The following is a 24,495-nucleotide window of genomic DNA, read 5'->3' on the forward strand; positions in this document are numbered from 1 at the left end:
AATATACTAATCTCATCCGCTTGGGGGTGAGGAAAATTGGTCGTATACGCGGATCTGATTTTCCTGATGAACGTCGTCATGGATGCCGCCGTTTTACTGGTAACCGCGCGGACGCGGCGATTGCCCTTTAAACCTTGGAAACTGGCGATATCCTCTGTGCTGGGCGGATCTTATGTGCTGCTCATGTTCATACCTTCCTTGTCGTTCTTGTTTACTTTTGCGGCGAAGATCCTTATGTCACTTTGTATGGTATGGCTGGCTTTCGGTTACGGCAGTTTGCAGCGCTTTATGCGCAACGCGGGAACCTTCTATGTGGTGAACTTTGTGGCGGCGGGAGGCGTTTTCGGCCTGAATTACGTGTTTCAAACATCGGGAGATGTGATGAACGGGATTTCGTTCAGCCAGACGGGTGCGGCAAGGTTCAGTATCCGGATCGAGACTTGGGCGGTTATCGTGGTGGGAGCCGGATCTATGGTGCTGCACAGACTGGTAATGGCGGGAGTAAAGAAGAAGGAAGAGCTGGCCGTACATTTGGCGGAAGTAAGCGTAATTGTGGACGGTACGGATTTCCGGTGTACAGGCTTGATCGATACGGGCAATCAGCTCTACGATCCCCTGACGCGGACCCCGGTGATGGTCATGGAGGCTTCGCAGCTCTCGAGTATGCTGCCGGAATCGTGGCTCAAACGAATCCGTGCAGCCGAGGTGGAACAAATTATTACGGCGATAGGAACGGAAGAAGACTTTGTATGGCAGGACCGTCTGCGGCTGGTGCCTTATCGGGGAGTAAACCGGAATACACAGTTCATGCTGGCGATAAAACCCGACAAGGTAATCATCACGTACAGCAGCGGTCAAGTGGAAACGACGAAAGTACTGGTTGGACTGGACGGAGGACAACTCTCCGGAGACGGGGCATATCATGCCATTATTCATCCGACGCTGGTTGCTGCCGGCTAAAGAAAGGTTATGAGTGGGAGGAAGCGGTTATGCGGGTCAAATGGAAATTGCAGATGCTAATTTTTTATTACAAGATTCTTATCTTTTTCGGACTGAAAGGCGAAGAAATTTATTACATAGGAGGAAGTGAAGCACTGCCTCCTCCGCTGACGCGGGAAGAAGAAGAATATTTGCTTGGAAAACTGCCCTCGGGGGACGCGGCTATCCGTGCCATGCTGATTGAACGCAACCTCCGGCTGGTTGTCTATATAGCCCGCAAATTTGAAAATACGGGCATCAACATCGAGGATCTGGTTTCCATAGGAGCGATCGGTCTCATTAAAGCGGTGAATACGTTCGATCCCGAGAAAAAAATCAAGCTGGCGACCTATGCGTCACGCTGTATCGAGAACGAAATTTTGATGTATCTGCGCCGGAACAGCAAAATACGGACGGAAGTATCGTTCGACGAACCGCTGAATATCGATTGGGACGGAAACGAGCTGCTGCTGTCCGACGTGCTGGGTACCGAGAACGATACCATCTACCGCAACATCGAGGAGCAGGTGGACCGCAAGCTGCTGCATAAAGCGCTCGATAAGCTGACGGAGCGGGAGCGGACGATCATGGAACTCCGTTTCGGTCTCCAGGACGGCGAAGAGAAGACGCAGAAGGACGTCGCGGATCAGCTAGGCATTTCCCAGTCTTATATTTCCCGGCTGGAAAAGCGGATCATCAAGCGGCTGCGTAAAGAATTTAACAAAATGGTTTAAGTCAAAGCCTATCACACGTGTGGTAGGCTTTTTTTGTGCGGATCTTTCGTGAAAAATTAAGGTGCCACGGATAATCGCGGCGATTGGAAGACGAATCTGTCCTTTTTAAAAAAAATATCGGAAATTGAAAGCGAATACGAGCCAACAGCGGCAGGAGAGAGCAAGCACCCGGGCACTTGTCAAGAGGAGGAGAGCGCTCTTCAAGGCGCATAAAAACACCGGTCGCGGAGATAATTAACAGTAATGTTTCTCCTTGGGAGGTAAATCACCGTGACCCGAAATAAAGTCGAAATTTGTGGTGTCGATACCGCCAAACTTCCTGTTCTGACGAATGTGGAAATGCGTGAACTGTTCACCAATCTGCAGACCAAGAACGACCGATCCGCAAGAGAGAAACTGGTCAATGGCAACCTGAGACTGGTACTCAGCGTGATTCAGCGTTTCAACAACCGCGGCGAGTTCGTCGACGACCTTTTTCAAGTAGGCTGCATCGGCCTGATGAAAGCGATCGATAACTTCGATCTGGGCCAGAACGTGAAGTTTTCAACATATGCGGTGCCGATGATCATCGGAGAAATACGCAGATACCTGCGGGATAACAATCCGATTCGAGTCTCCCGCTCTTTACGGGATATTGCTTACAAAGCGCTTCAGGTCCGCGACAGCTTAACGAACAAAAATTCACGCGAGCCGACGATTTACGAAATTTCCGAAGTGCTTAACGTGCCCAAAGAAGATGTTGTATTCGCGCTTGACGCGATTCAGGATCCCGTTTCCCTGTTTGAACCGATTTATCATGACGGCGGGGACCCGATCTATGTAATGGATCAGATCAGCGATGAACGCAACAAAGACATGTCATGGATTGAAGGAATCGCTTTGCGGGAAGCGATGAGAAAACTCGGCACCCGTGAAAAGATGATTTTGTCCATGCGCTTTTTCGAAGGGAAAACCCAGATGGAAGTCGCCGATGAAATCGGAATTTCTCAGGCGCAGGTTTCAAGGCTGGAAAAATCGGCAATCACCCAGATGCAGAAACATGTCAAAAGCTGAATAGTTTCCCGCCCGCCGCATTTATTTGCACGCACATCAATCGAAAGCCCGGATTCCGGGCTTTTTGTTATGCCTTCATTCCCGCTTAGACCACATAAGGGGCTTTTCTTGGTTTAGCAGGACATTTTGGCCCGGACCCTCATATACTAGAATAAACGGGCGAATAACCTGAAAGCGTGGGGTAAGCAGATGAAAATATCCGACTTTCAAACGAAAGACGTTATCAATATTGTGGACGGCAAAAAACTGGGTCAGATCAGCGACTTGGAGCTTGAGCTCCGCCAGGGCAGGATCGATTCCATTGTCGTTCCGAACAGCAGCAAATTTTTCGGTTTGTTCGGAGGAGGAACGGACCTTATTATTCCCTGGAAAAATATCGTCAAAATCGGGGCCGATGTCGTTCTGGTCAAACTGGATGAAGCCAAAACCTACCGGGCCGTTGAAGAGAGCGATTCCGTTGATTACAACCGCAGCTCCCGCGGGTAATAAAAGAAGATCTGAAGAAGCATAGACACGCGTTGGAGCGCTTCGTTAGACGAAGCAGAAGCTGGAAAACGAAGCGTCCCTTACGTGTGAGCACGGAACCGCCAATTTTTGTCGTCTTATGTCCGGTATGGTAAACTTGAACAAGCATAAAAGGCCGCTGTAGGCCGGGGATACGGAGGGGACAAGCAGTGGAACCGTTTGTACACGAGAAATCAAATTCCGGTGAACCGGAGCTTTTTATATTGGAAAGGCTTCAGAAACGTTTTCCGTTCGTTCAGGCCGGATTTACATCGCGACACGGGGGAGTGAGCTCGGCTCCGTTCGATTCGCTTAATCTGGGCCTGCACGTGAACGATGCGGACGAAGATGTGATCGAGAACCGGAGGAGACTGGCCGCAGCGCTCGGAGTCCCCTTTGAAGCGCTCACGTTTGGTGAGCAGGTGCACGGCAAAGAGGCGGCGGTCATCGGGAAGGGGCAGAGGGGAAGCGGACGAATGTCTCGCGCCGAAGCGATTCAGCACAGGGACGCCTTCATAACCGCCGAGAAGGGGATTATGCTCTGCGCTCTGTACGCGGACTGCGTTCCGCTTTATTTGATCGATCCGGTGAACCGGGTCGTAGCAATCGCTCACGCCGGCTGGAAGGGAACGGTCCTCAATATCGGCGCGGCCGCACTCGCTTCCATGGTCCGTTCCTTCGGAAGCAGGCCGGAAGACGTCCATGCCGTTATCGGCCCATCCATCGGCGTCTGCTGTTATGAAGTGGACAATTATGTCGCGGGCCGTGTTTACGAGAGTCATTTGGATACCGGTATTTCCAAAAAACAGACGGAAAGTGTCGTTATCCCTCGTAAAGAGGGCAAATATCAGTTGAATTTGCGGGAATGCAACCGACAATTTCTAGAGAAAGCAGGAATTTTGTCGTCGCATATAGAAGTAACTGAGTTATGTACGAGCTGTTCGACCGATTTATTCTTTTCCCATCGTAAAGAAGGGGGCTCAACCGGTCGTATGGCAGCCTGGATCGGTCTCAGAAACGACTGATCGGGCTTCGTCCACATATAGACAGCATGGAGGGAGTGAACCGCTGCTGATGAATTTGCAGGCGCGTATTGAAGATGTGCACCACCGCATTGAGGCGGCTTGCCGGCGGTCCGGCCGCAGCCCTGAAGACATAAACGTGATCGCGGTTACGAAATATGTATCTCTGGAAGCCACGCGCGAAGCTCTTGACCATGGGTTAACACAAGTGGGAGAGAACCGCTGGCAGGATGCCAAAGAGAAATGGGAAGCTCTCGGAGAACGGGGAGACTGGCATTTTATCGGGCATTTGCAAACGAACAAGGTGAAGGACATCATAGGTAAATTCGCGTATATCCATTCTCTGGATCGAGTCTCGCTTGCCAAAGAGCTGGAAAAAGAGGCCGCCAAGCGGGATCTTTCCGTCAAATGTTTTATACAAGTGAACGTTTCCGGTGAAGAATCCAAATACGGACTGCCTCCGGAAGAACTGGAATCATTCGCGAAAGCTTTAGGTCAATACCCGCATCTTGAGATCGTCGGTTTGATGACGATGGCCCCGCTGGAAGCCGAAGCGGAAGCGACCCGGCCCGTATTCAGGAAGCTTCGCGAGCTGAGGGACGAGCTCAACGCGAAGCATATTCTGCCGGAACCCGTGCGGCATTTGTCCATGGGCATGTCGGGAGATTTTGAAGTGGCGATCGAAGAGGGCGCAACTTGGGTGCGTTTAGGTACCGTACTTGTCGGAAAGTCTTGAATCAATACCATCTTTTCCACAGAGGAGGAGCGTCGGATGGGCGTTATGAATAAATTCATGAATTTTATCGGACTGCAGGAAGAAGAAGAGGTTGTAGAACGGGAAAGAATTGTGGAAACTCCGGAAGAACCTGAAACCCCGGTGCAGGAACAACGTACGAAACAGAGTAAAAATAACATTGTGAGCATTCATTCGCAGAAAAACAGCCGCGTTGTGCTTCATGAGCCTCATTCTTTCGACGATTCCCAGGAGATTGCGGATCATCTGCGTTCCCGCAGAACCGTCGTCGTAAATTTGCAGCGGGTTCGTCCCGAACAAGCGGTAAGAATTTTCGATTTCCTGAACGGGACCGTTTACGCGCTGAACGGATCGATCTCCAAGATCGGGCCGAATATTTTCTTGTGCGCCCCGGATTCCGTAGAAATTCAGGGATCGATCTCGGATTTTCTGCATGAAGCTTAGCATTGGACAAAAAGGTTGAGGTGAAAGCGGTTGGTCATGAACATTTACGGGTTAATCGATACATTGGCCCAAATTTACTTTTATATGATTTTCGGTTACGTGCTGCTTTCCTGGTTTCCGAATGCACGTGAGAGCTTTATCGGCGAACTGCTGGCGAAACTCGTTGAGCCATATCTGAGCGCATTCCGCCGCTTTATCCCGCCGATCGGCCCGCTTGATATTTCTCCGATCGTTGCCATGGGGGTATTCTGGCTCGTCGTCGCAGGCCTCAAGGTTGTGGTCGGCTACATTGTGGGGATATTCTAGTGGCTAAAGAAATCTACGGGCATTTCCATCCCGATGAACATGCTTTCGTGGACCGGGCCCAAGAATGGGTCGAGAACGCCGCTCATCACAAAGTGAAACGGACGGACTTTCTCGATCCCCGGCAAGCTTTTATCCTTCGTACGCTGGTCAACCGCAACCCCGACGTAAACTGCCGCCTGGATGGCGGGTACCCGGAGGCCGAACGGCAGAGGGCGATTCTGGGACCGGACTACCTCGATCTTACCGGCGAAGACATGGGACTGAGAGTGCTGTCCGTAGAATCCGGCGACAGCAAGTTCCAGTCGCTTAGTCACGGCGATTATATGGGAGCGATTCTGGGGCTCGGCATGAAAAGGGACAAGGTGGGGGATATTAACGTATCCGGACAGGGCTGCCATTTCGTCGTGGCGGAAGAAGCGGCCGACTACCTTCATCTCAATCTCAGCCAAGTGCATCGCGTCCATGTGACGACGGAAATTTTACCGATCGACCGGCTGAGGCCGTCTGCAGTCAAACTGGAGGAAATGACGCTTTCCGTGGCTTCCCTCCGTCTGGACGGAATTGTAAGCGATGTATTCAAATTAAGCCGGGCCAAGGCTCTCATTCCGATCGGAGCCGGCAAATGCAAAGTGAACTGGAAGCCCGAAGAGAATCCGAGCGTCCCCCTGCAGGAAGGCGACGTCGTTTCTTTGCAGGGCTTCGGGCGTTTTCGTGTCCTGGAAATAGAAGGAGTGACGAAGAAAGGCAGAACGCGCATGAAAGTGGGCAAATACGTTTAACCTATTTTTAAGTGCGAGGAATAAAGGATTTTTCGCTTTTCTGTCGAAATTCTATTTCTTAACGGAACCGTACAAACTCTCCACCGGTTAACATTCTAGGAGGTGCACCATGCCCTTAACACCACTCGATATACATAACAAAGAATTTGCGCGCTCTTTCCGGGGCTATGACGAAGATGACGTGAACGAGTTTCTGGACCAGGTCATCAAAGACTATGAGGCCGTTATCCGTGAAAACAAAGAGCTGCAAAACCAAATTCTGGCGCTCCAGGAACGGCTGGATCACTTTTCCAATATTGAAGAAACGTTGAGCAAAACGATTATTGTCGCGCAGGAAGCCGCCGACGATGTGAAGAACAACGCGAAGAAAGAAGCGCAGCTCGTCCTCAAAGAAGCCGAGAAGAACGCCGACCGGATCATTAACGAGTCGTTGACGCGTTCCCGCAAAATTTCGATGGAGACCGAAGAGCTCAAAAAGCAGGCCAGCATTTACCGGACACGCTTCCGCACTCTGCTTGAAGCGCAGCTGGAGCTTCTTCAGGACGAAGCCTGGAAGACGCTCGATCACGATAAGGTGCTTGAACTCGAGAAGTAGACGTTCAACACGGCCGGGCTTCATTGACTACCGGACCCGGATTCGATATACTTCGGGTAACTGAATCTTTCGTAAAGCGATGACTGGGCCAAGTAGTCCGTACAGCAGTGTCAGCGAGTTAGGGTGGGTGTGAGCCTAATCTCTGCAGCGGACGAAAATCCCCCAGGAGCGTCTCTTGAAAAGCGAAGTAGGGAGCATCGGGTAATTCCGTTATCGATTCGTCGAGTGAGACTGACAACCGGTCGTCATTTCTTCCATGCGGAAACTTTGTCTCTGCAGGCGGGCGATGACAACGGGGCCGGAACGGTCTAACAAGGGTGGTACCGCGAGCTTAACTTCTCGTCCCTTTTGGGATGGAGAAGTTTTTTTGCATTTTAGAGAGCAAGGGAATTTGTCCCGGAAGGGATCAGCGTACTAAGACTAGGGAGTGAATGGATTTGGATTACGGAAAAACATTGCAGCTGCTCAAAACTGAATTTCCGATGAGAGGCAACCTGCCCCAGGCGGAGCCTAAAATGCAGGCGCATTGGGAAGAAAACGACATTTATGCGAAAGTACAGGAAAGCCGCAAAGGGCGGGAGAAATTCATTTTGCACGACGGTCCTCCGTATGCCAACGGGGACATTCATATCGGTCATGCGCTGAACAAGATTCTGAAGGATATTATCGTCCGTTTCAAAACAATGCAGGGCTATGACGCGCCGTATGTCCCGGGCTGGGACACGCACGGACTGCCGATCGAGCAGGCTATCGCCAACGGCGGCAAAGTGGACCGCAAGAAAATGTCCGTTGCCGAATTCCGCAAATATTGCGAAGAATACGCGCTTCAGTGGGTAGAGCGGCAGAAGGAACAGTTCAAACGTCTCGGAATCCGCGGAGACTGGGACCATCCGTACATTACGCTGCAGCCGGAATATGAGGCGGAGCAGATCCGTCTTTTTGGTGAGATGGTGAAAAAAGGATATATCTACAAAGGCTTGAAGCCGGTATATTGGTCCCCGTCTTCGGAGAGCGCTCTGGCGGAAGCGGAGATCGAGTACAAAGAAAAAACGTCCCCGTCCATTTATGTCGCTTTCGATGTAGCGGACGGCAAAGGCAAGCTTCCGCAGGATGCCGCCTTCGTCATTTGGACGACGACACCTTGGACGCTTCCGGCAAATCTCGGTATTTCCGTTCATCCGGACTTCACGTATGCGGTCGTGCAGGTAAACGGCAAGAAGTACGTGCTGGCCGAAGGACTCCTCGAATCGGCCGCGAAAGCAATCGGGTGGACGGACTACAGCATCGTATCCACGGTTAAAGGCAGCGAGCTGGAGAACGTGACCTGCAAGCATCCGTTCTACGATCGCGAGTCGCTTGTCATGCTGGGCGAGCACGTTACGCTGGAAGCCGGTACAGGCTGCGTTCATACCGCTCCCGGCCACGGTGAGGACGACTTTATCGTCGGGCAGAAATACAAGATCGGCGTTCTTTGTCCGGTGGACGATCAAGGACATTTCACGGCGGAAGCGCCGGGGCTGGAAGGCGTTTTTTACGAAAAAGGCAACAAAATGATTCTGGAATGGCTGGAAAACAGCGGGCATCTGCTCCACGCTTCCTCCATTAATCACCAATACGCGCATGACTGGCGTACGAAAAAGCCGGTTATTTACCGGGCGACGGAGCAGTGGTTTGCGTCTATCGATAAATTCCGCAGTGAAATGCTGGAAGAGATCAAAAAAATCAAATGGACGCCGGCTTGGGGTGAGATTCGTCTTCACAACATGATCGCGGACCGTGGAGACTGGTGTATTTCCCGCCAGCGCGTGTGGGGCGTACCGATTCCGATTTTCTACTGCCGCAGCTGCAATCATCCAATCGTGAACGATGAGACTATCGAGCATGTGGCGAACCTCTTTGAAAAAGAAGGCTCCAACGCGTGGTTCACACTGACGGAGAAAGAGCTTCTGCCGGAAGGGCTTTCCTGCCCGGAATGCGGCCAGGGCGATTTCCGCAAAGAAACGGACATCATGGACGTCTGGTTCGATTCGGGTTCTTCCCATGCCGGCGTGCTGGCCAAGCGTCCCGAACTGCAGTGGCCGGCGGATTTGTACCTGGAAGGCTCCGACCAGTACCGCGGCTGGTACAACTCTTCCCTGATCACGGGAGTGGCGGTCAAAGGACAGTCCCCGTACAAGGGAATTCTCAGCCACGGCTTTACTCTGGACGGAGAAGGGCGCAAAATGTCCAAATCGCTCGGCAACACCGTCGATCCGAGCCAAGTGTGCAACAAACTTGGCGCCGATATTTTGCGTCTGTGGGTTTCTTCGGTGGATTATCAGTCCGACGTTCGGATTTCGGACAACATTCTGAACCAGATCACGGAAGTGTACCGCAAAATCCGCAACACGCTCCGCTTCCTGCTGGGCAATTTGAGCCACTTCGATCCCGTTAAGGACCGGGTGGATTTCGCCCGAATGAGCGAGCTGGATCAATATGCGGTTATCCGCCTCAACCGGATGACGGAAAAAGTGATCAAAGCCTACGACGCGTATGAGTTCCACGTTGTCTATCAAGCGGTCCATCATTTCTGCGCCGTGGAGATGAGCTCGTTTTATCTCGATATCATCAAAGACCGCCTGTACGCGGACGCGGCCGACGATTCCGCCCGCAAAGCCTCGCAGACGGTCCTCTACGACGCCCTGCTTGCTATCACAAAGCTCATTGCGCCGATTCTGCCGCATACCGCCGACGAGGTGTGGAAGTACATTCCGGGCGTGGAGCTGGACAGCGTGCAGATCAGCGAACTGCCGGAAGTCCGTACGGATGTGTATAACCGGGAGCTGGAGCAGAAGTGGGACGGCTTCCTGAACATCCGCGACGAAGTACTGAAAGCGCTGGAAGAAGCGCGCAAGAACAAAACGATCGGCAACTCCTTGAGCGCGGCGGTTGATTTGTATCCGAGCGATGCGGCTTTCAAGCTGCTTAGCGGTTTTGACAAGCTGGATACGCTCTTCATCGTATCGGCCGCAAACCTGCATGATCCGTCCGAGAAAGCGCCCGAAGGAAGCTACGAGGCCCCGGATCTTGCCGTGCAGGTATCCGTTGCCGAGGGCGAGAAATGCGAACGCTGCTGGATAGTCACACCGGAAGTTGGGCAGAACAAAGAACACCCGACTCTGTGCGCCAGATGTGCGGAAGTGGTTTCCCACCTCGAATAACGCAGTCCAGGTAACGGAATTCGCCGCCGTGTGGTGATAGGGAATACCAGATCTGCAGGAGCGATTTCATGGATAACCTGAACGAAGAACGGAACGACCGGAACAATCCCGCTAAACTCGGACTTCCTCCGGATTCACAAGCAGAGCTTGCGGATTCGGATTTGCCGGTCCAGGACACTCTTACGGTCGACGAGGAAAATCGGCTCATTCATCATATCCATGAGAAAGTGACCGAAATCGCGGCCCATATCGAACGGACGCAGATTGCCGATTATGTGGCGCTGATGAATAGGCCGCGCAAGCTGATCGTCGGGAACCTTATAGCGGGAATTTCCCGGGGAGTCGGACTCGGTCTCGGCATTACCGTTTTCGCGGGTACTATTCTTTATGCCCTGAAAGCATTGGGCGCTCTGAACCTGCCCATTATCGGCGAGTACATTGCGGATCTCGTGGAGTACGTCCAGTTTCAGCTGGAAGGGCGCCGGTTTTATTGAGCCGGTTAGGCGGAAAATCGGAAAACCGCGAGCCGGGAGCCGGCCCGTCCGGCCCCGCCCCTTACAAAGGAAAACGCAGAGCCGCTAGTTCAGCTCTGCGTTTCTTCCGATGTATAATCGGGCTCAAGGAGTGGATCGCCTTCTTGGTTATCCATATAGGACCGATACGCCTTGTTACGAATAACGGATACATGATTGCCGTAAATATCGGTGGCAAGGAAGCTTTCGAAAGGCTCGACATAGCCTTCAAGCTCGTCTGCCTCGACATACATGGCGTTATAGTCGCCGATGTTCGGATCTTCCGCCAGGGCGGGAGAGTCGGAATTGCCCCAGCTTTCTACGATCTGCCAGGCATCTTCGCCGTCAAACTGGTTCTGGTCGGAGCGTTCGTCCAGACTGGTCCGTCCGAAAGGCGGGGCGAGAAATTCTTCTTCGACCGGTCTTCTGTCGGAAGCATGCCGGTTCGGCACATGTTCCAGGCAGTATTGGGTTGTCGGAATCGCACTAAGCCGCTCGTAAGGAATGGTCCGGCCGCACTCGATGCAAATCCCGTAAGTGCCGGCAGCTAACCTTTCCAGCGCGAGATTGACCTGATCGAGGTGGCGTTCGGCATTTTCCAGCAGAGCGATGTCTTTTTCCCGCTCGAACATTTCCGTACCTATATCGGCAGGATGATTGTCGTACGTGGACAGCTCTCCGGTGTTTTCGCCCATGGCCTGGGACATTCCGAAGTGTTCGTCTAGCTCTAACTGCTCTTTAAGTTCCTTTTTCTCGATAAGAAGCTGCTGTCTGAGCCGATCCGTTTGATCGGATGTCAGTATATGCATAGGGGTACATCTCCCTTCGGAAGGTGGCCTGCAGCAATAGGGTTTACGAAGGCTCTCTTTTTTAGTGTGGAAAATGAAAGCACCTCAGCCAAACGTTTAACGGGCGACACGCGACAAGCCGTCGTCAGAGGAGGAATCCCGTTTTGTATTATTATTTACTTGCACTTATCGTGTTTTTGATTGATCAGGGTACCAAATGGCTCGTGGTTAAAAACATTCCGCTTCATGACTCCATTCCGGTGATCGGCGAGTTTTTCCAGCTCACCTCGCACCGTAACCGCGGCGCAGCCTTCGGAATTTTGCAGGACCAGCGCTGGTTTTTCATTCTGATCACCTTGGTGATCGTAGCCGGAGTGGTTTTGTATCTCAACAGAACCCGTAAAGCCGGGCAAAAGCTGATGTCGCTAGCGCTCGCTCTGCTTTTGGGAGGCGCGGTCGGGAATTTTCTGGACCGTCTTCTTTTCGGCGAGGTTGTCGATTTCCTTCAGCTGCATTTTCAGTTTTCCTTTTTCGGCAAAGCGGTCGACTACATTTATCCGATCTTTAACATTGCGGACTCCGCTATCGTCATCGGCGTTATTCTGATTTTTATCGATTCGATCATCAGCTGGAAAAATGAAAAAAGAGGGACGGCATCATGAGCGAACAAAACAACTATGATTTGGAACCAAACGGAATGGATGAAACGGAAAGCGAACCGACGCGTTGGCAGGTTGAAGCGGAGCAGAACGGCGAAAGAATCGACAAGCTTCTGTCCGATGCTTTGGACGGAGTGTCGCGTACGCAAATCCAGCAGTGGATTAAAGACGGCCATGCCCTGGTGGACGGCCGGAGCGTAAAGCCTAACTACAAGCTGTCCGAAGGGCAGGTCATCGATCTGGCGATTCCTGATCCCGAGCCGCTGGATATTGCCGCGGAGAACATTCCGCTGGACGTCGTTTACGAAGACGGGGACGTCATCGTCATCAACAAGCCGCGCGGGCTGGTTGTGCATCCGGCTCCCGGCCACTACAGCGGTACGCTGGTGAATGCGCTGATGCATCACTGCAAAGATTTGTCGGGCATCAACGGCGTTATGAGACCCGGGATCGTCCACCGCATCGACAAGGACACTTCCGGACTGCTGATGATCGCGAAAAACGACCAGGCCCACGCAAGTCTGGCCGAGCAGCTTAAGGAGCACAGCGTGACGCGCAAATATGTCGCGCTTGTCCACGGGAACCTGCAGCACGACCACGGGACGATCGATGCTCCGATCGGCCGCGACAGCTACGACCGCAAGCTGTACACCGTAACGGACAAAAACTCCAAGCATGCGGTGACGCATTTTGCCGTACTGGAGCGGTTTGACGGCTATACGCTGGTGGAGCTTAAGCTTGAAACGGGCCGGACTCATCAGATCCGGGTCCATCTCAAGTTTATCGGACACCCGCTCGTCGGAGACCCGTCTTACGGCCGCAGCAAGGGGATGACCATGGACGGTCAGGCGCTTCATGCGCAGATTCTCGGATTTACTCATCCGCGGACAGGGGAGCGGCTCGAATTCGAGGCGCCGATTCCGGAGGATATGGCGGATCTTCTTCACCGCCTGCGCAATCTGTAAGAAAGATCAGGGACAGGCGGAAGCCGGTCCCTCTTTTTTAAAATAAGCGAACCTTGGAGAGGGGAAGCATTCCGCATGGAACCAATCATTAATCCGCAGGTAAAAGAAATTCAAATTTCGGGTATCCGTAAAATTGCGAATAAAGTCGCGGCGATGCCGGATGCGCTGGCTTTGACGATGGGGCAGCCGGATTTTCCGACGCCCGCCCACATTGCGGAAGCCGCGCAGAAAGCCATCCAGGCAGGCAGGACGGTGTATACGCCAAATGCCGGGCTTCCGGAGCTCAGGAAAGCCGCGGCCGACTTTGTCGGTTCCAAATACGGGCTGTCCTATGACGGAGGCAGCGAAGTCATCGTAACGACGGGGGCAAGCGAGGCGCTCGACATTACGCTGCGGACTATTCTGACACCGGGGGCGGAGGTTATTTTGCCGGGCCCGATTTATCCCGGTTACGAACCGCTGATCCGTCTTTGCGGCGGAGTGCCCGTATATGTGGACACGCGGCCGTACGAGTTCAAGATGACCGCGGCCGCTCTGGAGCCTCATTTGACGGAGCGGACGCGCTGCGTCGTGCTCGGCTATCCGAGCAATCCGACGGGTCAGATCATGACGGAGGCGGAACTGAGTGAGCTTGCGGCTCTGCTGGAAAGCCGGAACCTCTATATCATTTCCGACGAGATATACAGCGAGCTGGTCTACGGAGCCGAGCATGCTTCCATAGCGGCTCTGCCGGGCATGAGAGAGAAGACGATCGTGATCAACGGGCTGTCGAAATCCCACTCCATGACCGGCTGGCGGATCGGCTTTACGTTTGCCCCGGAAGCTTTGACCCGGCACATGGTCAAGGTGCACCAGTACAACGTCACCTGCGCGAGCTCTATCTCGCAGTATGCGGCAATCGCGGCACTCACCGCGGGCCGTGACGATGCTCTTCCGATGCGCCAGGCTTACGAGAAAAGACTGGAACATGTGTATGGCCGGCTGCAGGCGATGGGGCTGGAAGCGGTCAAACCGCAGGGCGCTTTCTACCTGTTCCCGTCGATTGCCCGGTTCGGGCTCGGCTCGGAACAGTTCGCTTACAGACTGCTTGAAGAGCAGCGGGTGGCCGTCGTTCCGGGCGATGCGTTTTCGCCGCTGGGCGAAGGCTACATCCGGCTGTCGTACGCATACTCGATGGAAGTGCTGGACGGGGCGCTGGACCGGCTGGAAGCCTTCGTCCGCAAACTCGACCGGAGCTGACGCCGTTCCGAGTGCCGCCAACAAAAAATCCCCTTTATCACACCCGCCGCAAGGCAGAGGGAAGATAAAGGGGATTTTTTTAAACGGACTGTGCGGATTTCCAGCGGAGGTAGCTGTCCACCGTCCGGATGGCTATACCGATGGCTCTTTCATCGGGTTCTATGCGGGCGTGGTGCAGGCCGTAAGGCGTTTCGGCTCCGAGCCAGAACATAAAGCCCGGGATTTTCTCCAGAAAATAGCCGAAATCCTCTCCGGTCATCGCCTCGGTACATTCGTACAGGCGAACGGGGATTTGCGGCTCCGACCAGGAAGAAGAGTCTAACGTCGGTTCCAGCACGGTAGCGGCGGCGGCTTGGACGCCGGCGGTGCCGGTCACGGATTCGTCAGCAGGGGAGCCGCCGGCTCCGGCGGCTGTATCCGATTTTTGCAGCCAGTCCATAAATTCCAGCGTCAGCTCTTCATTGTTATACACTTGAAGGTAATTGGAGCCCCAATCAATGGACGCCGTGCAGTCGAATGAAGATTCGATACCGCGGACGATTCCTTCGATTCTCGATTTAATCAGCTGCATGGATCCGGCGGAGAGAGTGCGGATCGTGCCTTCCAGCCGGGCGTTCTCGGCGATGATGTTCTGCTTGGTACCCGCACTCATTTTGCCGACCGTGACAACGGCCGAGTCGAGAGGGTTGATGTTGCGGGACACGATAGAGTGAAGCTGTCCGACGAGCTGGGAGGCTGCGACGACCATGTCGTTGGAGAGATGAGGATATGCCGCGTGGCCTCCTTTGCCCTTAAGGTCGATAAACAGCTCGGACGTGTTGGCGAACAAGATGCCGGGCTTGACCGCGATAGTGCCGACGGGATATTCCGGCGCGATATGAAGGCCGACCATCTGCTCCGGCATCCAGTCCTTTAGCTCGGCGGACGCCAGCATCGGGAGCGCACCTCCAGGGCCTTCTTCCGCAGGCTGGAACACGACGACGAGATCGTCTTTCATCGGACGCTGCGCAAACTGAGTCACCAGGCCGGCGCCGATGGACATATGCACATCATGCCCGCAGGCATGCATATATCCGGGATGTTCGGATTGAAACGCATAGCTCGTTTCTTCCGGAATCGGAAGACCGTCCATATCGGCCCGGTACCCGAACCGTTTCGTAGGGTTCGTCCCTTTGAGATACACGAGGATACCGGTTCGCCACGTGCGGATTTCCATCCGTTCCTGTGGAAGAGTTTCCAAATAATCGAGGAGCTTGCGCTGGGTTTTAAATTCCTGGAACCCCGGTTCGGGAATCCGGTGAAGCTCGCGCCGCAGTTCAATAAACGGGCTGGTCACAGTGGTTCTCTCCTTCTTTCGTTTAAAAGTAAGTCCGCAGGATTGAAAAAGGGCCCGGCGCCGGAAGCGCTGGGCCAAAACAGCAGCGGCATTCCGCCTGCCTTCAGGAAGGATGCGCGCGTGCCGGTGTTGTTCTTTTTATGTACAAGCGGAACGTGAACGTAATACCTGCTGAGTCCTACAACTCGCGGAGCTCTTTCAGAATTTCCGTTTTGGATTTCGTTTTGTCGTCGACTTTCTTGATGACACGGGCAGGCGTACCGGCTACAACCGTAAACTCCGGAACGTCTTCCACCACGACGGCACCCGCGGCTACAACGGAACCTTGACCGATGCGCACGCCTTCGAGGATAACGGCGTTTGCTCCGATCAGCACATCGTCTTCAACCACGCAAGGCTGTGCGGATGGAGGCTCGATCACTCCGGCTACAACCGCTCCGGCACCGATATGGCACATGCTGCCGATTTGAGCGCGTCCGCCGAGGATGGCGTTCATGTCGATCATCGTGCCTTCGCCGATGGAAGCGCCGATATTGATTACCGCGCCCATCATAATAACGGCGTTGTTGCCGATGGAGACTTTGTCACGGATGATGGAGCCGGGCTCGATACGCGCGTTAATGCCTTTCAGGTCTAGCAGAGGAATGGCGGAGTTGCGGCGGTCGGACTCGACCACATAATCTTCTATGTTCTGCTGATTGGATTCGATAATGGCCTGGATGTCCGTCCATTCGCCGAAAAGGACGCCGCTTTTACCGGAGATGAAGGATTGGATGCCCGTTCCGAAATCAACGGCTTCCAGGTTTCCTTTTACATATACTTTCACGGGTGTCTTCTTTTGGCTGGTCTTAATAAACTGGATAATTTCTTCGGTATTCATCTGTGTCATACTTCCACTCCTCCTGGGGTACTTTATCTTTATCATCATAGCAGATGAAAAGCGCTTACGCGATAGATTGTCCGAAAAAACGACAGGATACGCAGGACCACCTCAAAATAATGGGGTCAAACACCCGGAGACGTATGCAAAAGAATGTTTTTTACGGTTGACTTCTTTTGTCGAAAGTGGGATAATGGGCTTCAAGTGAATAGGGTACCTTTAAAATCAGTCCAGAGAGGCTGGCAAGGTCAACGTTTAAGCAGGAGCAGACTCCGGGGGAGAGCGAATTGCGGCGATTAGCTGTAACTTCCTCCGGTTCCAAGCACCCGTCTGTTTCTGCACATGCGCTAACCTTCTTGCCTTCGGAGCAAGGAGGTTTTTTTATGGCCGAAATTCGAGAAACACGTACCCGACAGAAGGAGGCAGTCGACATGAGCGAACACATGCATGTGCTGCTGGATGAAATGGCAGTAAGAAGGGCTTTGACCCGGATTGCCCACGAAATACTGGAGAAGAACAAAGGAGTCGGCAACTGTATGCTGATCGGAATCCGTACACGGGGCATCTATCTCGCCCAGAGGGTGGCGGAAAGAATTCAGGAAATCGAAGGCGTCCCGGTTCCGGTCGGGGAGATCGATATTACTTCCTACCGCGACGACCGGGTGAAGGTACGGTCCGTGGAGACGGTGGCCGGCGGAGATAACCTGAACATTCAGAGTAAGAAGGTCATCCTGTTCGACGATGTGCTCTTTACGGGCCGTACGGTGCGGGCCGCGCTGGACGCTCTGATCGACCTGGGAAGACCCGAGATGATCCAGCTTGCGGTACTCGTGGACCGGGGACACCGGGAGCTGCCGATCCGGCCCGATTATGTGGGCAAGAACGTGCCGACCTCTAAGCTTGAGAAAATCGAAGTTCACCTGACAGAAGTAGACGAGCATGACCGGGTGGTCATTATACAGCAGCAGAGGGGGAACGAATGATGGGAGCCGTCAAAACACGCACAGCGAATCACTTCATCGGACTGAAAGGGGTCAGCGCTCCTGAAATCAAAGGAATCTTGGATCGCGCGGATTTCTGGGAAAATCATCCCGATAAAGTAACGAACCGGTTGAAGGGAACTTTTGTTTCGAATCTTTTTTTTGAAAACAGCACGCGGACCCGATTCTCCTTTGAAATGGCGGAGAAGAGACTGGGAGCGGAGGTGCTGAATTTCTCCGCGGCGGAATCGAGCGTACAGAAAGGCGAGTCGATCTACGACACGGTCCGGACCCTCGAGTCGATGGGAATCGACGCGGGCGTGATCCGGCTGAAGCCGGTCGGTCTGCTGGCCGAGCTCGCGGAGAAAATCAGCGTCCCCTTGATCAACGCCGGGGACGGCAACAACGAGCATCCGACGCAGGCGCTGCTCGACCTGTACACCATGCGCCGCCACTTCGGCGAACTGCGGGGTCTTACGGTCTCCATCGTCGGAGACATTCTGCACAGCCGGGTGGCCCGCTCCAACTTGTGGGCGCTCCGCGAAATGGGAGCGAACGTGAAGTTCTGCGCACCAGCCAACATGCAGGCGCCCGAGTTTGCCGCTTACGCTCCTTACGTATCGATGGAAGAAGCGCTGCAGGCGGACGTGGTCATGATGCTCCGGGTCCAGCTGGAACGGCACGAGAAGGGCATGATCTCTTCCGCGGAAGAATACCGCGCCCAATACGGCCTTACGATGGAGCGGCTGCAGCAGATGCCGGCGCACGCGATTATCATGCACCCGGCTCCGGTCAACCGGAACGTGGAGCTTGACGACGAGCTGGTGGAACACGCCCGTTCCAAAATTTTCACCCAGATTCATAACGGCGTACCCGTCCGCATGGCCGTAATCGAACGGACACTCAGCTAAAGCGGTTCGTGAGGGAAGCATAAAAACGGCCGCAAAGTGAAAACGGCGTGGACGAATGGAACAAAATCAGAAGCGGCAAACGGCGAGAGCAGCTACCCGCTTTTCTATAGAGGAGAGGAAAACGGCATGGGAATGTGGATTTTAAACGGAAAAATGCTGGACGCCTCCGGTAAGGAAACGACCGGTCATGTGCTGGTGGACAACGGCAAAATCGCGGCGATCACAAACGGGGAGGAGCTCCCCGACACTACCGGACATGAGGTTATAGAAGCGGGAGGCAAGCTTGTATCTCCGGGCTTTATCGATATGCACGTGCATTTGCGCGAACCGGGCTTCGAACACAAAGAAACGATCGCCAGCGGCACCCGCTCCGCGGCACGGGGCGGTTACACCACGATCGCCTGCATGCCGAATACGAAGCCGGTAATCGATACCGTCGAAACGGTTAAGCTCATTCAGGGGAAAGCGGAAAACGAAGGGAACGGCGTGAAAGTTCTTCCTTACGGATGCATCAGCCGCAACCAGCTAGGACGCGAACTCACCGATTTCGAAGCTTTGAAAGACGCTGGAGTCGTGGCGTTTACGGATGACGGAGTCGGGGTGCAGAGCGCCCGGATGATGAAAGACGCGATGAAGCGGGCGGCTGAACTCGGCATGCCGATCGTCGCCCACTGCGAGGACGAGACGCTGGTAGCCGGTGCTCCGGTTTCCGAAGGAACGTTCGCCGACAAGAACGGGCTGAAGGGGATTCCGAACGAGTCGGAGGCGATCCACGTAGGCCGCGATATCCTGCTGGCGGAAGCGACGGGCGTACACTATCACGTCTGCCATGTAAGCACGGAGCAATCCGTACGGCTGATCCGGCTGGGCAAGCAGATCGGCGTGAAGGTAACGGCCGAAGTTTGCCCGCATCACCTGCTCCTTTCCGAAGAAGATATCCCCGGGATGGATGCCAACTGGAAAATGAACCCGCCCCTGCGCTCCAAACGGGACGTGGATGCGGTGATCGAAGCGCTGGAAGACGGCACCATCGACATCATTGTGACCGATCACGCGCCGCACAGCGACGAAGAGAAGGCCAAAGGCATGCAGCTTGCGCCTTTCGGAATCGTAGGATTTGAAACGGCCTTCCCGCTGCTGTATACAAAGTTTGTCGCGACAGGCAAATGGTCGCTGGGCTTCCTGATCGAACGGATGACGTCCAAGCCGGCCGAAGTGTTCGGACTGGAAACCGGACGCTTGCAGGTCGGAAGCGACGCGGACCTTACGCTGGTCGATCTGGAAACCGAAAAAGAAGTGGATCCGGCGGCATTTTTATCCAAGAGCCGCAACACGCCGTTCACGGGCTGGAAGCTGAAAGGCTGGCCGGTGCTGACCATGGTCGGAGGCAAAATCGCCTGGACGGAAACAAACGAATAGACAACACGAAACATATAGAGAAGGAGCTGAGGGGCATGAAGGCAAAGGCAAGACTGCTGCTGGAAGACGGAACGCTTTTTACGGGTAAATCGTTCGGAGCCGAAGGGGATTCGGTCGGCGAAGTAGTATTCAATACGGGAATTACGGGTTACCAGGAGGTACTTTCCGACCCGTCCTACTGCGGGCAAATCGTGACAATGACCTATCCGCTGATCGGAAACTACGGCATCTCGCGGGATGATTTCGAGTCCGTGAGACCGTTTGTCCACGGGTTTGTCGTACGCCGGCACGAAGAGGCGCCAAGCAACTGGCGCGCGCAGTATACACTGGGTAACCTGCTCAAAGAATACGGCATTATCGGTATCAGCGATATCGACACGCGCATGCTGACCCGTAAAATCCGCCATCACGGCGTTATGAAAGGTCTGCTGACCACTTCTGACCGCTCGGTTGAAGAATTAAAGGAAATGCTGCAGACGACTCCGCTTATGACCACGCAAGTATCGACGGTATCGACGCCGCATGTTTTCAGCGCGCCGGGCAACCGCGAGCGTGTAGTTCTTGTGGACTATGGAGCGAAAAGCGGAATCGTCCGCGACCTCACGAAGCGCGGCTGCGACGTGGTCGTTGTACCTCAGGACACGACGGCGGAGCAAATTATGCGCCTGGCGCCGGACGGCGTCCTGCTTTCGAACGGCCCCGGGGACCCGAAGGACGTCCCGCATGCGGTAGAGACTGTCCGCCAGCTTCTGGGACAAGTGCCTGTATTCGGAATCTGCCTCGGCCATCAACTGTTTGCCCTGGCCTGCGGAGCGGACACCGAGAAGCTGAAGTTCGGCCATCGCGGCGGCAACCACCCGGTGAAGGATCTCATTTCCGGACGCTGCTACATCACTTCCCAGAACCACGGCTATACCGTTAAAGAAGAATCCATCGCCGGTACGGAGTTGACCGTGACTCACATCAACAACAACGACCGTACGATCGAAGGACTTAAACATAACCAATATCCGGCATTTTCGGTCCAGTATCACCCCGAAGCGGCTCCGGGACCTTTCGATTCGAGCTACCTGTTCGACGATTTCCTGACGATGATCCGCTCGCATCATACCGACAACCCGCAGGCTCCGCGTCAAGCGCAAATGCTTGCCGCCTGGAAAGCCGAGCAGACTGACAGCACGTCGAAAGGAGAACTTCACTATGCCCAAAAATGAGAAGCTCAAAAAAATTCTGGTGATTGGATCCGGACCGATTGTCATCGGCCAGGCTGCGGAGTTTGACTACGCCGGCACACAAGCGTGCCAGGCTCTTAAAGAAGAAGGCTTTGAAGTTGTCTTGATCAACAGCAACCCGGCAACGATCATGACCGATACAAACATGGCCGACAAAGTATACATCGAGCCGATCACGCTTGATTTCGTTACCCAGATCATCCGCCAGGAGCGTCCGGACGGACTTCTTCCGACACTCGGAGGACAAACGGGACTGAACATGGCGGTGGAGCTTGCACGCGCAGGCGTTCTGGAACAGGAGAACGTGAAACTGCTGGGCACTCAGCTCACCGCTATCGAGAAAGCCGAAGACCGCGACTTGTTCCGCGATTTGATGCGCGAGCTGGAACAGCCTGTACCGGACAGCACCATCGTAACGACTGTGCCGGAAGCCGTTGACTTCGCCAACGAAATCGGCTATCCGATCATCGTTCGTCCGGCTTATACACTCGGAGGTACGGGCGGCGGAATCTGCCACAGCGAGGAAGAACTCGTGGAAACCGTATCATCGGGTATCCGCTACAGCCCGATTTCCCAGTGTCTCGTTGAGAAAAGCATCGCGGGCATGAAAGAAGTCGAGTACGAAGTCATGCGCGACGCCAACGATAACTGTATCGTCGTCTGCAACATGGAAAACTTCGACCCGGTCGGCGTTCACACGGGAGACAGCATCGTCGTGGCTCCGAGCCAGACGCTTTCGGACCGCGAGTACCAGATGCTCCGCTCGGCATCTCTGAAAATTATCCGCGCGCTGAACATCGAAGGCGGATGTAACGTCCAGTTCGCCCTGGATCCGTTCAGCTTCCAATATTACGTCATCGAAGTAAATCCGCGCGTAAGCCGCTCTTCGGCGCTTGCATCCAAAGCGACGGGCTACCCGATCGCCAAGATGGCGGCCAAAATCGCAATCGGCTACACGCTGGATGAGCTCGTAAACCCGGTTACCGGCCAAACGTACGCCTGCTTTGAGCCGACGCTCGATTACATCGTGTCCAAAATCCCGCGCTGGCCGTTCGATAAATTCATCAACGCCAACCGAAAGCTGGGCACGCAGATGAAAGCGACGGGCGAAGTGATGGCCATCGGCCGTACTTTCGAAGAATCGATTCACAAAGCGATCCGCTCCCTGGAAATCGGTGTACACCGCCTATTCCTTAAAGAAACCGATCTGCTTGATCAGGAAACTCTTGAGCTGCGCCTGCAGAAGCCGGACGACGAGCGTCTCTTCCTGCTGGCCGAAGCTTTCCGCCGCGGCTACACCATCGAGCAGCTTCAAGACTTGACCAAAATCGACTGGTGGTTCCTGCACAAGCTGGACGGCATGATCCGGTACGAACAGGAAATCGCTTCGGAAGAGTTTGATAACGAAGTGCTTTACGACGCCAAACGGATGGGCTTTACGGATCGTGCCATCGCCGAAATCCGCAGTCTCGCCGGCCGCAGCACATTCGCCAAGGAAGCGGAAATCCGCGAATACCGTCTGAACCAGAACATCAAACCGGTTTATAAAATGGTTGATACCTGCGCCGCGGAGTTCGAAGCGACTACACCGTACTACTATTCCACCTATGAGATGGAAGACGAAGTACTGGAAACCGAGAAACAAAAGGTTGTCGTTCTTGGCTCCGGACCTATCCGGATCGGTCAAGGGATCGAATTCGATTACTCCACCGTTCATGCGGTATGGGCCATCCAGGCTGCCGGATACGAAGCGGTTATTATCAATAACAACCCGGAGACGGTTTCCACCGACTTCAACACGTCGGATCGTCTGTACTTCGAGCCGCTCTTCTTCGAAGATGTGATGAACGTTATCGAACGCGAGAAGCCGATCGGTGTTATCGTTCAATTCGGCGGTCAGACGGCGATCAACCTGGCTGCACCGCTCTCCAAAGCGGGCGTGCGCATTCTGGGCAGTGACCTGGAAAGCATCGATAAAGCCGAGGACCGCAAAAAGTTCGAAGCTCTGCTCCGCAAGCTCGATATCGCACAGCCTCCGGGCGGCACGGTTACTTCCGTGGACCAAGCGGTAGGAACGGCTGCTCAGTTCGGTTACCCGGTGCTTGTCCGCCCTTCCTACGTGTTAGGCGGCCGCGCCATGGAAATCGTCTACTCCGACGAAGAACTTCTTAGCTACATGGAATACGCGGTTAAAATCAACCCGGAACACCCGGTACTGATCGACCGCTACATGCTCGGCAAAGAAGTGGAAGTCGATGCGATCTGCGATAAAGAAACGGTGCTCATTCCGGGCATTATGGAACATGTAGAGCGTGCGGGGGTTCACTCCGGCGATTCTATCGCGGTGTACCCGCCGCAGTCGCTTTCGGATGCGATCAAAAACCAGATTATCGAAATCACGACTAAAATCGGTCTGGAACTCCAAGTGGTCGGTCTGGTTAACATCCAGTTCGTGATCCACAACGAGCAGGTATACGTGATCGAAGTAAATCCTCGCTCCTCGCGTACGGTTCCGTTCCTGAGCAAAGTGACGAACATTCCGATGGCCAATGTGGCTACACGGGTAATCATGGGCCAGAAACTTACCGAAATGGGCTACCAGGGCGGTCTTTGGCCGGAAGACAGCTTCGTATCGGTTAAAGTGCCGGTGTTCTCCTTCGCCAAACTGCGCCGCGTAGACACGACGCTCGGACCGGAGATGAAATCGACGGGCGAAGTTATGGGACGCGACGTCAACTTTGCGAAGGCACTTTACAAGGGCCTGATCGGCGCGGGAATGAAAATTCCGGCCGCCGGAGCCATCATCGCTACCGTAGCGGACAAAGACAAGGAAGAGGCCGTGGAAATTTTCGGCGGATTCCAGCGTCTCGGTTACAAAATCATCGCGACAGGCGGTACGGCTCAAGTACTTCAAGCCGCCGGCGTTCCGGTCACAACGGTGAACAAGCTGAGCGAAGGCTCGCCGAATATTCTGGATCTGATCCGCAGCGGAGAAGCTCACTTTGTCGTCAACACCTTGACGAAGGGCAAAACGCCTCAGCGCGACGGATTCCGCATCCGCCGCGAAGCGGTAGAAAACGGTGTTGTCTGCATGACCTCGCTCGACACGGTCCGTGCCCTGCTTCATATGCTTGAAGCGATCAACTTCTCGTCGCGCTCTATGCCGGTATACGCGTAAGCGGACGAGGTTCAAACCAATCAGGGG

At 54.2% G+C, this 24,495-nt stretch carries 23 protein-coding genes and 1 other annotated feature; of the genes, 20 read left to right on the top strand and 3 right to left on the bottom strand.

The features are described 5' to 3' along the window. The first annotated feature begins 36 nt into the window (after nt 1–36). The 12 genes from spoIIGA (at nt 37) to C4S74_RS01685 (ending at nt 10,863) form a co-directional block, all read left to right on the top strand. Complete coding sequence (spoIIGA, locus tag C4S74_RS01630) at nt 37–960, top strand: sigma-E processing peptidase SpoIIGA (RefSeq protein ID WP_103993624.1); 924 nt, start codon at nt 37–39, stop codon at nt 958–960. Nucleotides 961–989: 29 nt separating this feature from the next. After that, nucleotides 990–1,712 (top strand): RNA polymerase sporulation sigma factor SigE, encoded by a 723-nt coding sequence (sigE, locus tag C4S74_RS01635; RefSeq protein ID WP_009671796.1) that lies wholly within the window; start codon nt 990–992, stop codon nt 1,710–1,712. A 270-nt stretch (nt 1,713–1,982) separates the two neighbouring features. Further along, nucleotides 1,983–2,765 carry an RNA polymerase sporulation sigma factor SigG gene (gene sigG, locus C4S74_RS01640; RefSeq protein ID WP_103993625.1) on the top strand — a complete coding sequence of 261 codons (783 nt, stop codon included), beginning with the start codon at nt 1,983–1,985 and terminating at the stop codon, nt 2,763–2,765. Nucleotides 2,766–2,954: 189 nt separating this feature from the next. Continuing rightward, the gene (locus C4S74_RS01645) at nt 2,955–3,251 is read left to right on the top strand and encodes a YlmC/YmxH family sporulation protein (RefSeq protein WP_103993626.1); all 297 of its coding nucleotides are present in this window, start codon (nt 2,955–2,957) and stop codon (nt 3,249–3,251) included. Between the two features lie 188 nt (nt 3,252–3,439). Beyond that, nucleotides 3,440–4,294 carry a peptidoglycan editing factor PgeF gene (gene pgeF, locus C4S74_RS01650; RefSeq protein ID WP_103993627.1) on the top strand — a complete coding sequence of 285 codons (855 nt, stop codon included), beginning with the start codon at nt 3,440–3,442 and terminating at the stop codon, nt 4,292–4,294. 49 nt (nt 4,295–4,343) lie between these two features. Beyond that, nucleotides 4,344–5,027: a YggS family pyridoxal phosphate-dependent enzyme gene (locus C4S74_RS01655; RefSeq protein WP_103993628.1), complete on the top strand. Its 684-nt coding sequence runs from the start codon at nt 4,344–4,346 to the stop codon at nt 5,025–5,027. Nucleotides 5,028–5,063: 36 nt separating this feature from the next. Continuing rightward, entirely contained in the window at nt 5,064–5,489 is a 426-nt protein-coding gene (locus tag C4S74_RS01660; RefSeq protein WP_009671786.1) for a cell division protein SepF, read from the top strand. Between the two features lie 30 nt (nt 5,490–5,519). Beyond that, on the top strand, nt 5,520–5,795 hold the full coding sequence (locus tag C4S74_RS01665; RefSeq protein WP_042232483.1) for a YggT family protein: 276 nt from the start codon (nt 5,520–5,522) through the stop codon (nt 5,793–5,795). Continuing rightward, nucleotides 5,795–6,574, top strand: coding sequence for an RNA-binding protein (locus C4S74_RS01670; protein WP_103993629.1), 780 nt, complete (start codon nt 5,795–5,797; stop codon nt 6,572–6,574). Before C4S74_RS01665 ends, C4S74_RS01670 begins: the two co-directional genes overlap by 1 nt. A 109-nt stretch (nt 6,575–6,683) precedes the next feature. Beyond that, nucleotides 6,684–7,169 (top strand): DivIVA domain-containing protein, encoded by a 486-nt coding sequence (locus tag C4S74_RS01675; protein WP_103993630.1) that lies wholly within the window; start codon nt 6,684–6,686, stop codon nt 7,167–7,169. A 70-nt stretch (nt 7,170–7,239) separates the two neighbouring features. Continuing rightward, nucleotides 7,240–7,519 (top strand) — a binding site (T-box leader). Between the two features lie 87 nt (nt 7,520–7,606). Beyond that, nucleotides 7,607–10,369, top strand: coding sequence for an isoleucine--tRNA ligase (gene ileS / locus C4S74_RS01680; protein ID WP_103993631.1), 2,763 nt, complete (start codon nt 7,607–7,609; stop codon nt 10,367–10,369). 68 nt (nt 10,370–10,437) lie between these two features. Next, the gene (locus C4S74_RS01685) at nt 10,438–10,863 is read left to right on the top strand and encodes a DUF5665 domain-containing protein (protein WP_103993632.1); all 426 of its coding nucleotides are present in this window, start codon (nt 10,438–10,440) and stop codon (nt 10,861–10,863) included. A gap of 89 nt (nt 10,864–10,952) precedes the next feature. Here C4S74_RS01685 and C4S74_RS01690 read toward each other — a convergent pair whose 3' ends face one another. Further along, nucleotides 10,953–11,690, bottom strand: coding sequence for a TraR/DksA C4-type zinc finger protein (locus tag C4S74_RS01690; protein WP_103993633.1), 738 nt, complete (start codon nt 11,688–11,690; stop codon nt 10,953–10,955). 143 nt (nt 11,691–11,833) lie between these two features. Here C4S74_RS01690 and lspA point away from each other — a divergent pair, with 143 nt between their 5' ends. From lspA to C4S74_RS01705, 3 genes are all read left to right on the top strand, one after another. After that, nucleotides 11,834–12,331 (top strand): signal peptidase II, encoded by a 498-nt coding sequence (lspA, locus tag C4S74_RS01695; protein ID WP_103993634.1) that lies wholly within the window; start codon nt 11,834–11,836, stop codon nt 12,329–12,331. Next, a complete protein-coding gene (locus tag C4S74_RS01700) occupies nt 12,328–13,293 on the top strand; it encodes an RluA family pseudouridine synthase (protein ID WP_103993635.1) in 966 nt (321 codons plus the stop codon). Before lspA ends, C4S74_RS01700 begins: the two co-directional genes overlap by 4 nt. A 75-nt stretch (nt 13,294–13,368) precedes the next feature. Continuing rightward, the gene (locus C4S74_RS01705) at nt 13,369–14,532 is read left to right on the top strand and encodes an aminotransferase A (protein WP_103993636.1); all 1,164 of its coding nucleotides are present in this window, start codon (nt 13,369–13,371) and stop codon (nt 14,530–14,532) included. A gap of 79 nt (nt 14,533–14,611) precedes the next feature. Here C4S74_RS01705 and C4S74_RS01710 read toward each other — a convergent pair whose 3' ends face one another. After that, complete coding sequence (locus C4S74_RS01710) at nt 14,612–15,868, bottom strand: N-acetyldiaminopimelate deacetylase (RefSeq protein ID WP_103993637.1); 1,257 nt, start codon at nt 15,866–15,868, stop codon at nt 14,612–14,614. Between the two features lie 178 nt (nt 15,869–16,046). Next, on the bottom strand, nt 16,047–16,757 hold the full coding sequence (gene dapD, locus C4S74_RS01715) for a 2,3,4,5-tetrahydropyridine-2,6-dicarboxylate N-acetyltransferase (protein WP_103993638.1): 711 nt from the start codon (nt 16,755–16,757) through the stop codon (nt 16,047–16,049). A 422-nt stretch (nt 16,758–17,179) separates the two neighbouring features. On the opposite strand from dapD, the gene pyrR reads away from it, so the two are divergent. The 5 genes from pyrR to carB all read left to right on the top strand — a co-directional run bounded on the left by pyrR (nt 17,180) and on the right by carB (nt 24,468). Further along, nucleotides 17,180–17,731: a bifunctional pyr operon transcriptional regulator/uracil phosphoribosyltransferase PyrR gene (gene pyrR, locus C4S74_RS01720; protein WP_103993639.1), complete on the top strand. Its 552-nt coding sequence runs from the start codon at nt 17,180–17,182 to the stop codon at nt 17,729–17,731. Continuing rightward, nucleotides 17,728–18,639, top strand: coding sequence for an aspartate carbamoyltransferase catalytic subunit (locus C4S74_RS01725; protein ID WP_103993640.1), 912 nt, complete (start codon nt 17,728–17,730; stop codon nt 18,637–18,639). Before pyrR ends, C4S74_RS01725 begins: the two co-directional genes overlap by 4 nt. A 126-nt stretch (nt 18,640–18,765) precedes the next feature. Next, nucleotides 18,766–20,058: a dihydroorotase gene (locus C4S74_RS01730; RefSeq protein WP_103993641.1), complete on the top strand. Its 1,293-nt coding sequence runs from the start codon at nt 18,766–18,768 to the stop codon at nt 20,056–20,058. A 35-nt stretch (nt 20,059–20,093) separates the two neighbouring features. Beyond that, nucleotides 20,094–21,272, top strand: a complete 1,179-nt coding sequence (gene carA / locus C4S74_RS01735; RefSeq protein ID WP_103993642.1) for a glutamine-hydrolyzing carbamoyl-phosphate synthase small subunit — start codon at nt 20,094–20,096, stop codon at nt 21,270–21,272. Then, nucleotides 21,259–24,468 carry a carbamoyl-phosphate synthase large subunit gene (gene carB, locus C4S74_RS01740; RefSeq protein WP_103993643.1) on the top strand — a complete coding sequence of 1,070 codons (3,210 nt, stop codon included), beginning with the start codon at nt 21,259–21,261 and terminating at the stop codon, nt 24,466–24,468. Before carA ends, carB begins: the two co-directional genes overlap by 14 nt. Nucleotides 24,469–24,495 lie beyond the last annotated feature (27 nt).

This window comes from Paenibacillus sp. UNC499MF (genome assembly GCF_900107975.1).
GTDB lineage: Bacteria > Bacillota > Bacilli > Paenibacillales > NBRC-103111 > Paenibacillus_F.

Coding starts and splice junctions, on each gene's coding strand:
- C4S74_RS01675 (WP_103993630.1), top strand. CDS start 6,684: ATGCCCTTAACACCACTCGATATACATAACAAAGAATTTGCGCGCTCT.
- C4S74_RS01705 (WP_103993636.1), top strand. CDS start 13,369: ATGGAACCAATCATTAATCCGCAGGTAAAAGAAATTCAAATTTCGGGT.
- carA (WP_103993642.1), top strand. CDS start 20,094: ATGAAGGCAAAGGCAAGACTGCTGCTGGAAGACGGAACGCTTTTTACG.
- C4S74_RS01725 (WP_103993640.1), top strand. CDS start 17,728: ATGATGGGAGCCGTCAAAACACGCACAGCGAATCACTTCATCGGACTG.
- C4S74_RS01730 (WP_103993641.1), top strand. CDS start 18,766: ATGGGAATGTGGATTTTAAACGGAAAAATGCTGGACGCCTCCGGTAAG.
- C4S74_RS01645 (WP_103993626.1), top strand. CDS start 2,955: ATGAAAATATCCGACTTTCAAACGAAAGACGTTATCAATATTGTGGAC.
- carB (WP_103993643.1), top strand. CDS start 21,259: ATGCCCAAAAATGAGAAGCTCAAAAAAATTCTGGTGATTGGATCCGGA.
- pyrR (WP_103993639.1), top strand. CDS start 17,180: ATGAGCGAACACATGCATGTGCTGCTGGATGAAATGGCAGTAAGAAGG.
- sigE (WP_009671796.1), top strand. CDS start 990: ATGCGGGTCAAATGGAAATTGCAGATGCTAATTTTTTATTACAAGATT.
- C4S74_RS01700 (WP_103993635.1), top strand. CDS start 12,328: ATGAGCGAACAAAACAACTATGATTTGGAACCAAACGGAATGGATGAA.
- C4S74_RS01655 (WP_103993628.1), top strand. CDS start 4,344: ATGAATTTGCAGGCGCGTATTGAAGATGTGCACCACCGCATTGAGGCG.
- dapD (WP_103993638.1), bottom strand. CDS start 16,757: ATGACACAGATGAATACCGAAGAAATTATCCAGTTTATTAAGACCAGC.
- C4S74_RS01660 (WP_009671786.1), top strand. CDS start 5,064: ATGGGCGTTATGAATAAATTCATGAATTTTATCGGACTGCAGGAAGAA.
- C4S74_RS01690 (WP_103993633.1), bottom strand. CDS start 11,690: ATGCATATACTGACATCCGATCAAACGGATCGGCTCAGACAGCAGCTT.
- C4S74_RS01685 (WP_103993632.1), top strand. CDS start 10,438: ATGGATAACCTGAACGAAGAACGGAACGACCGGAACAATCCCGCTAAA.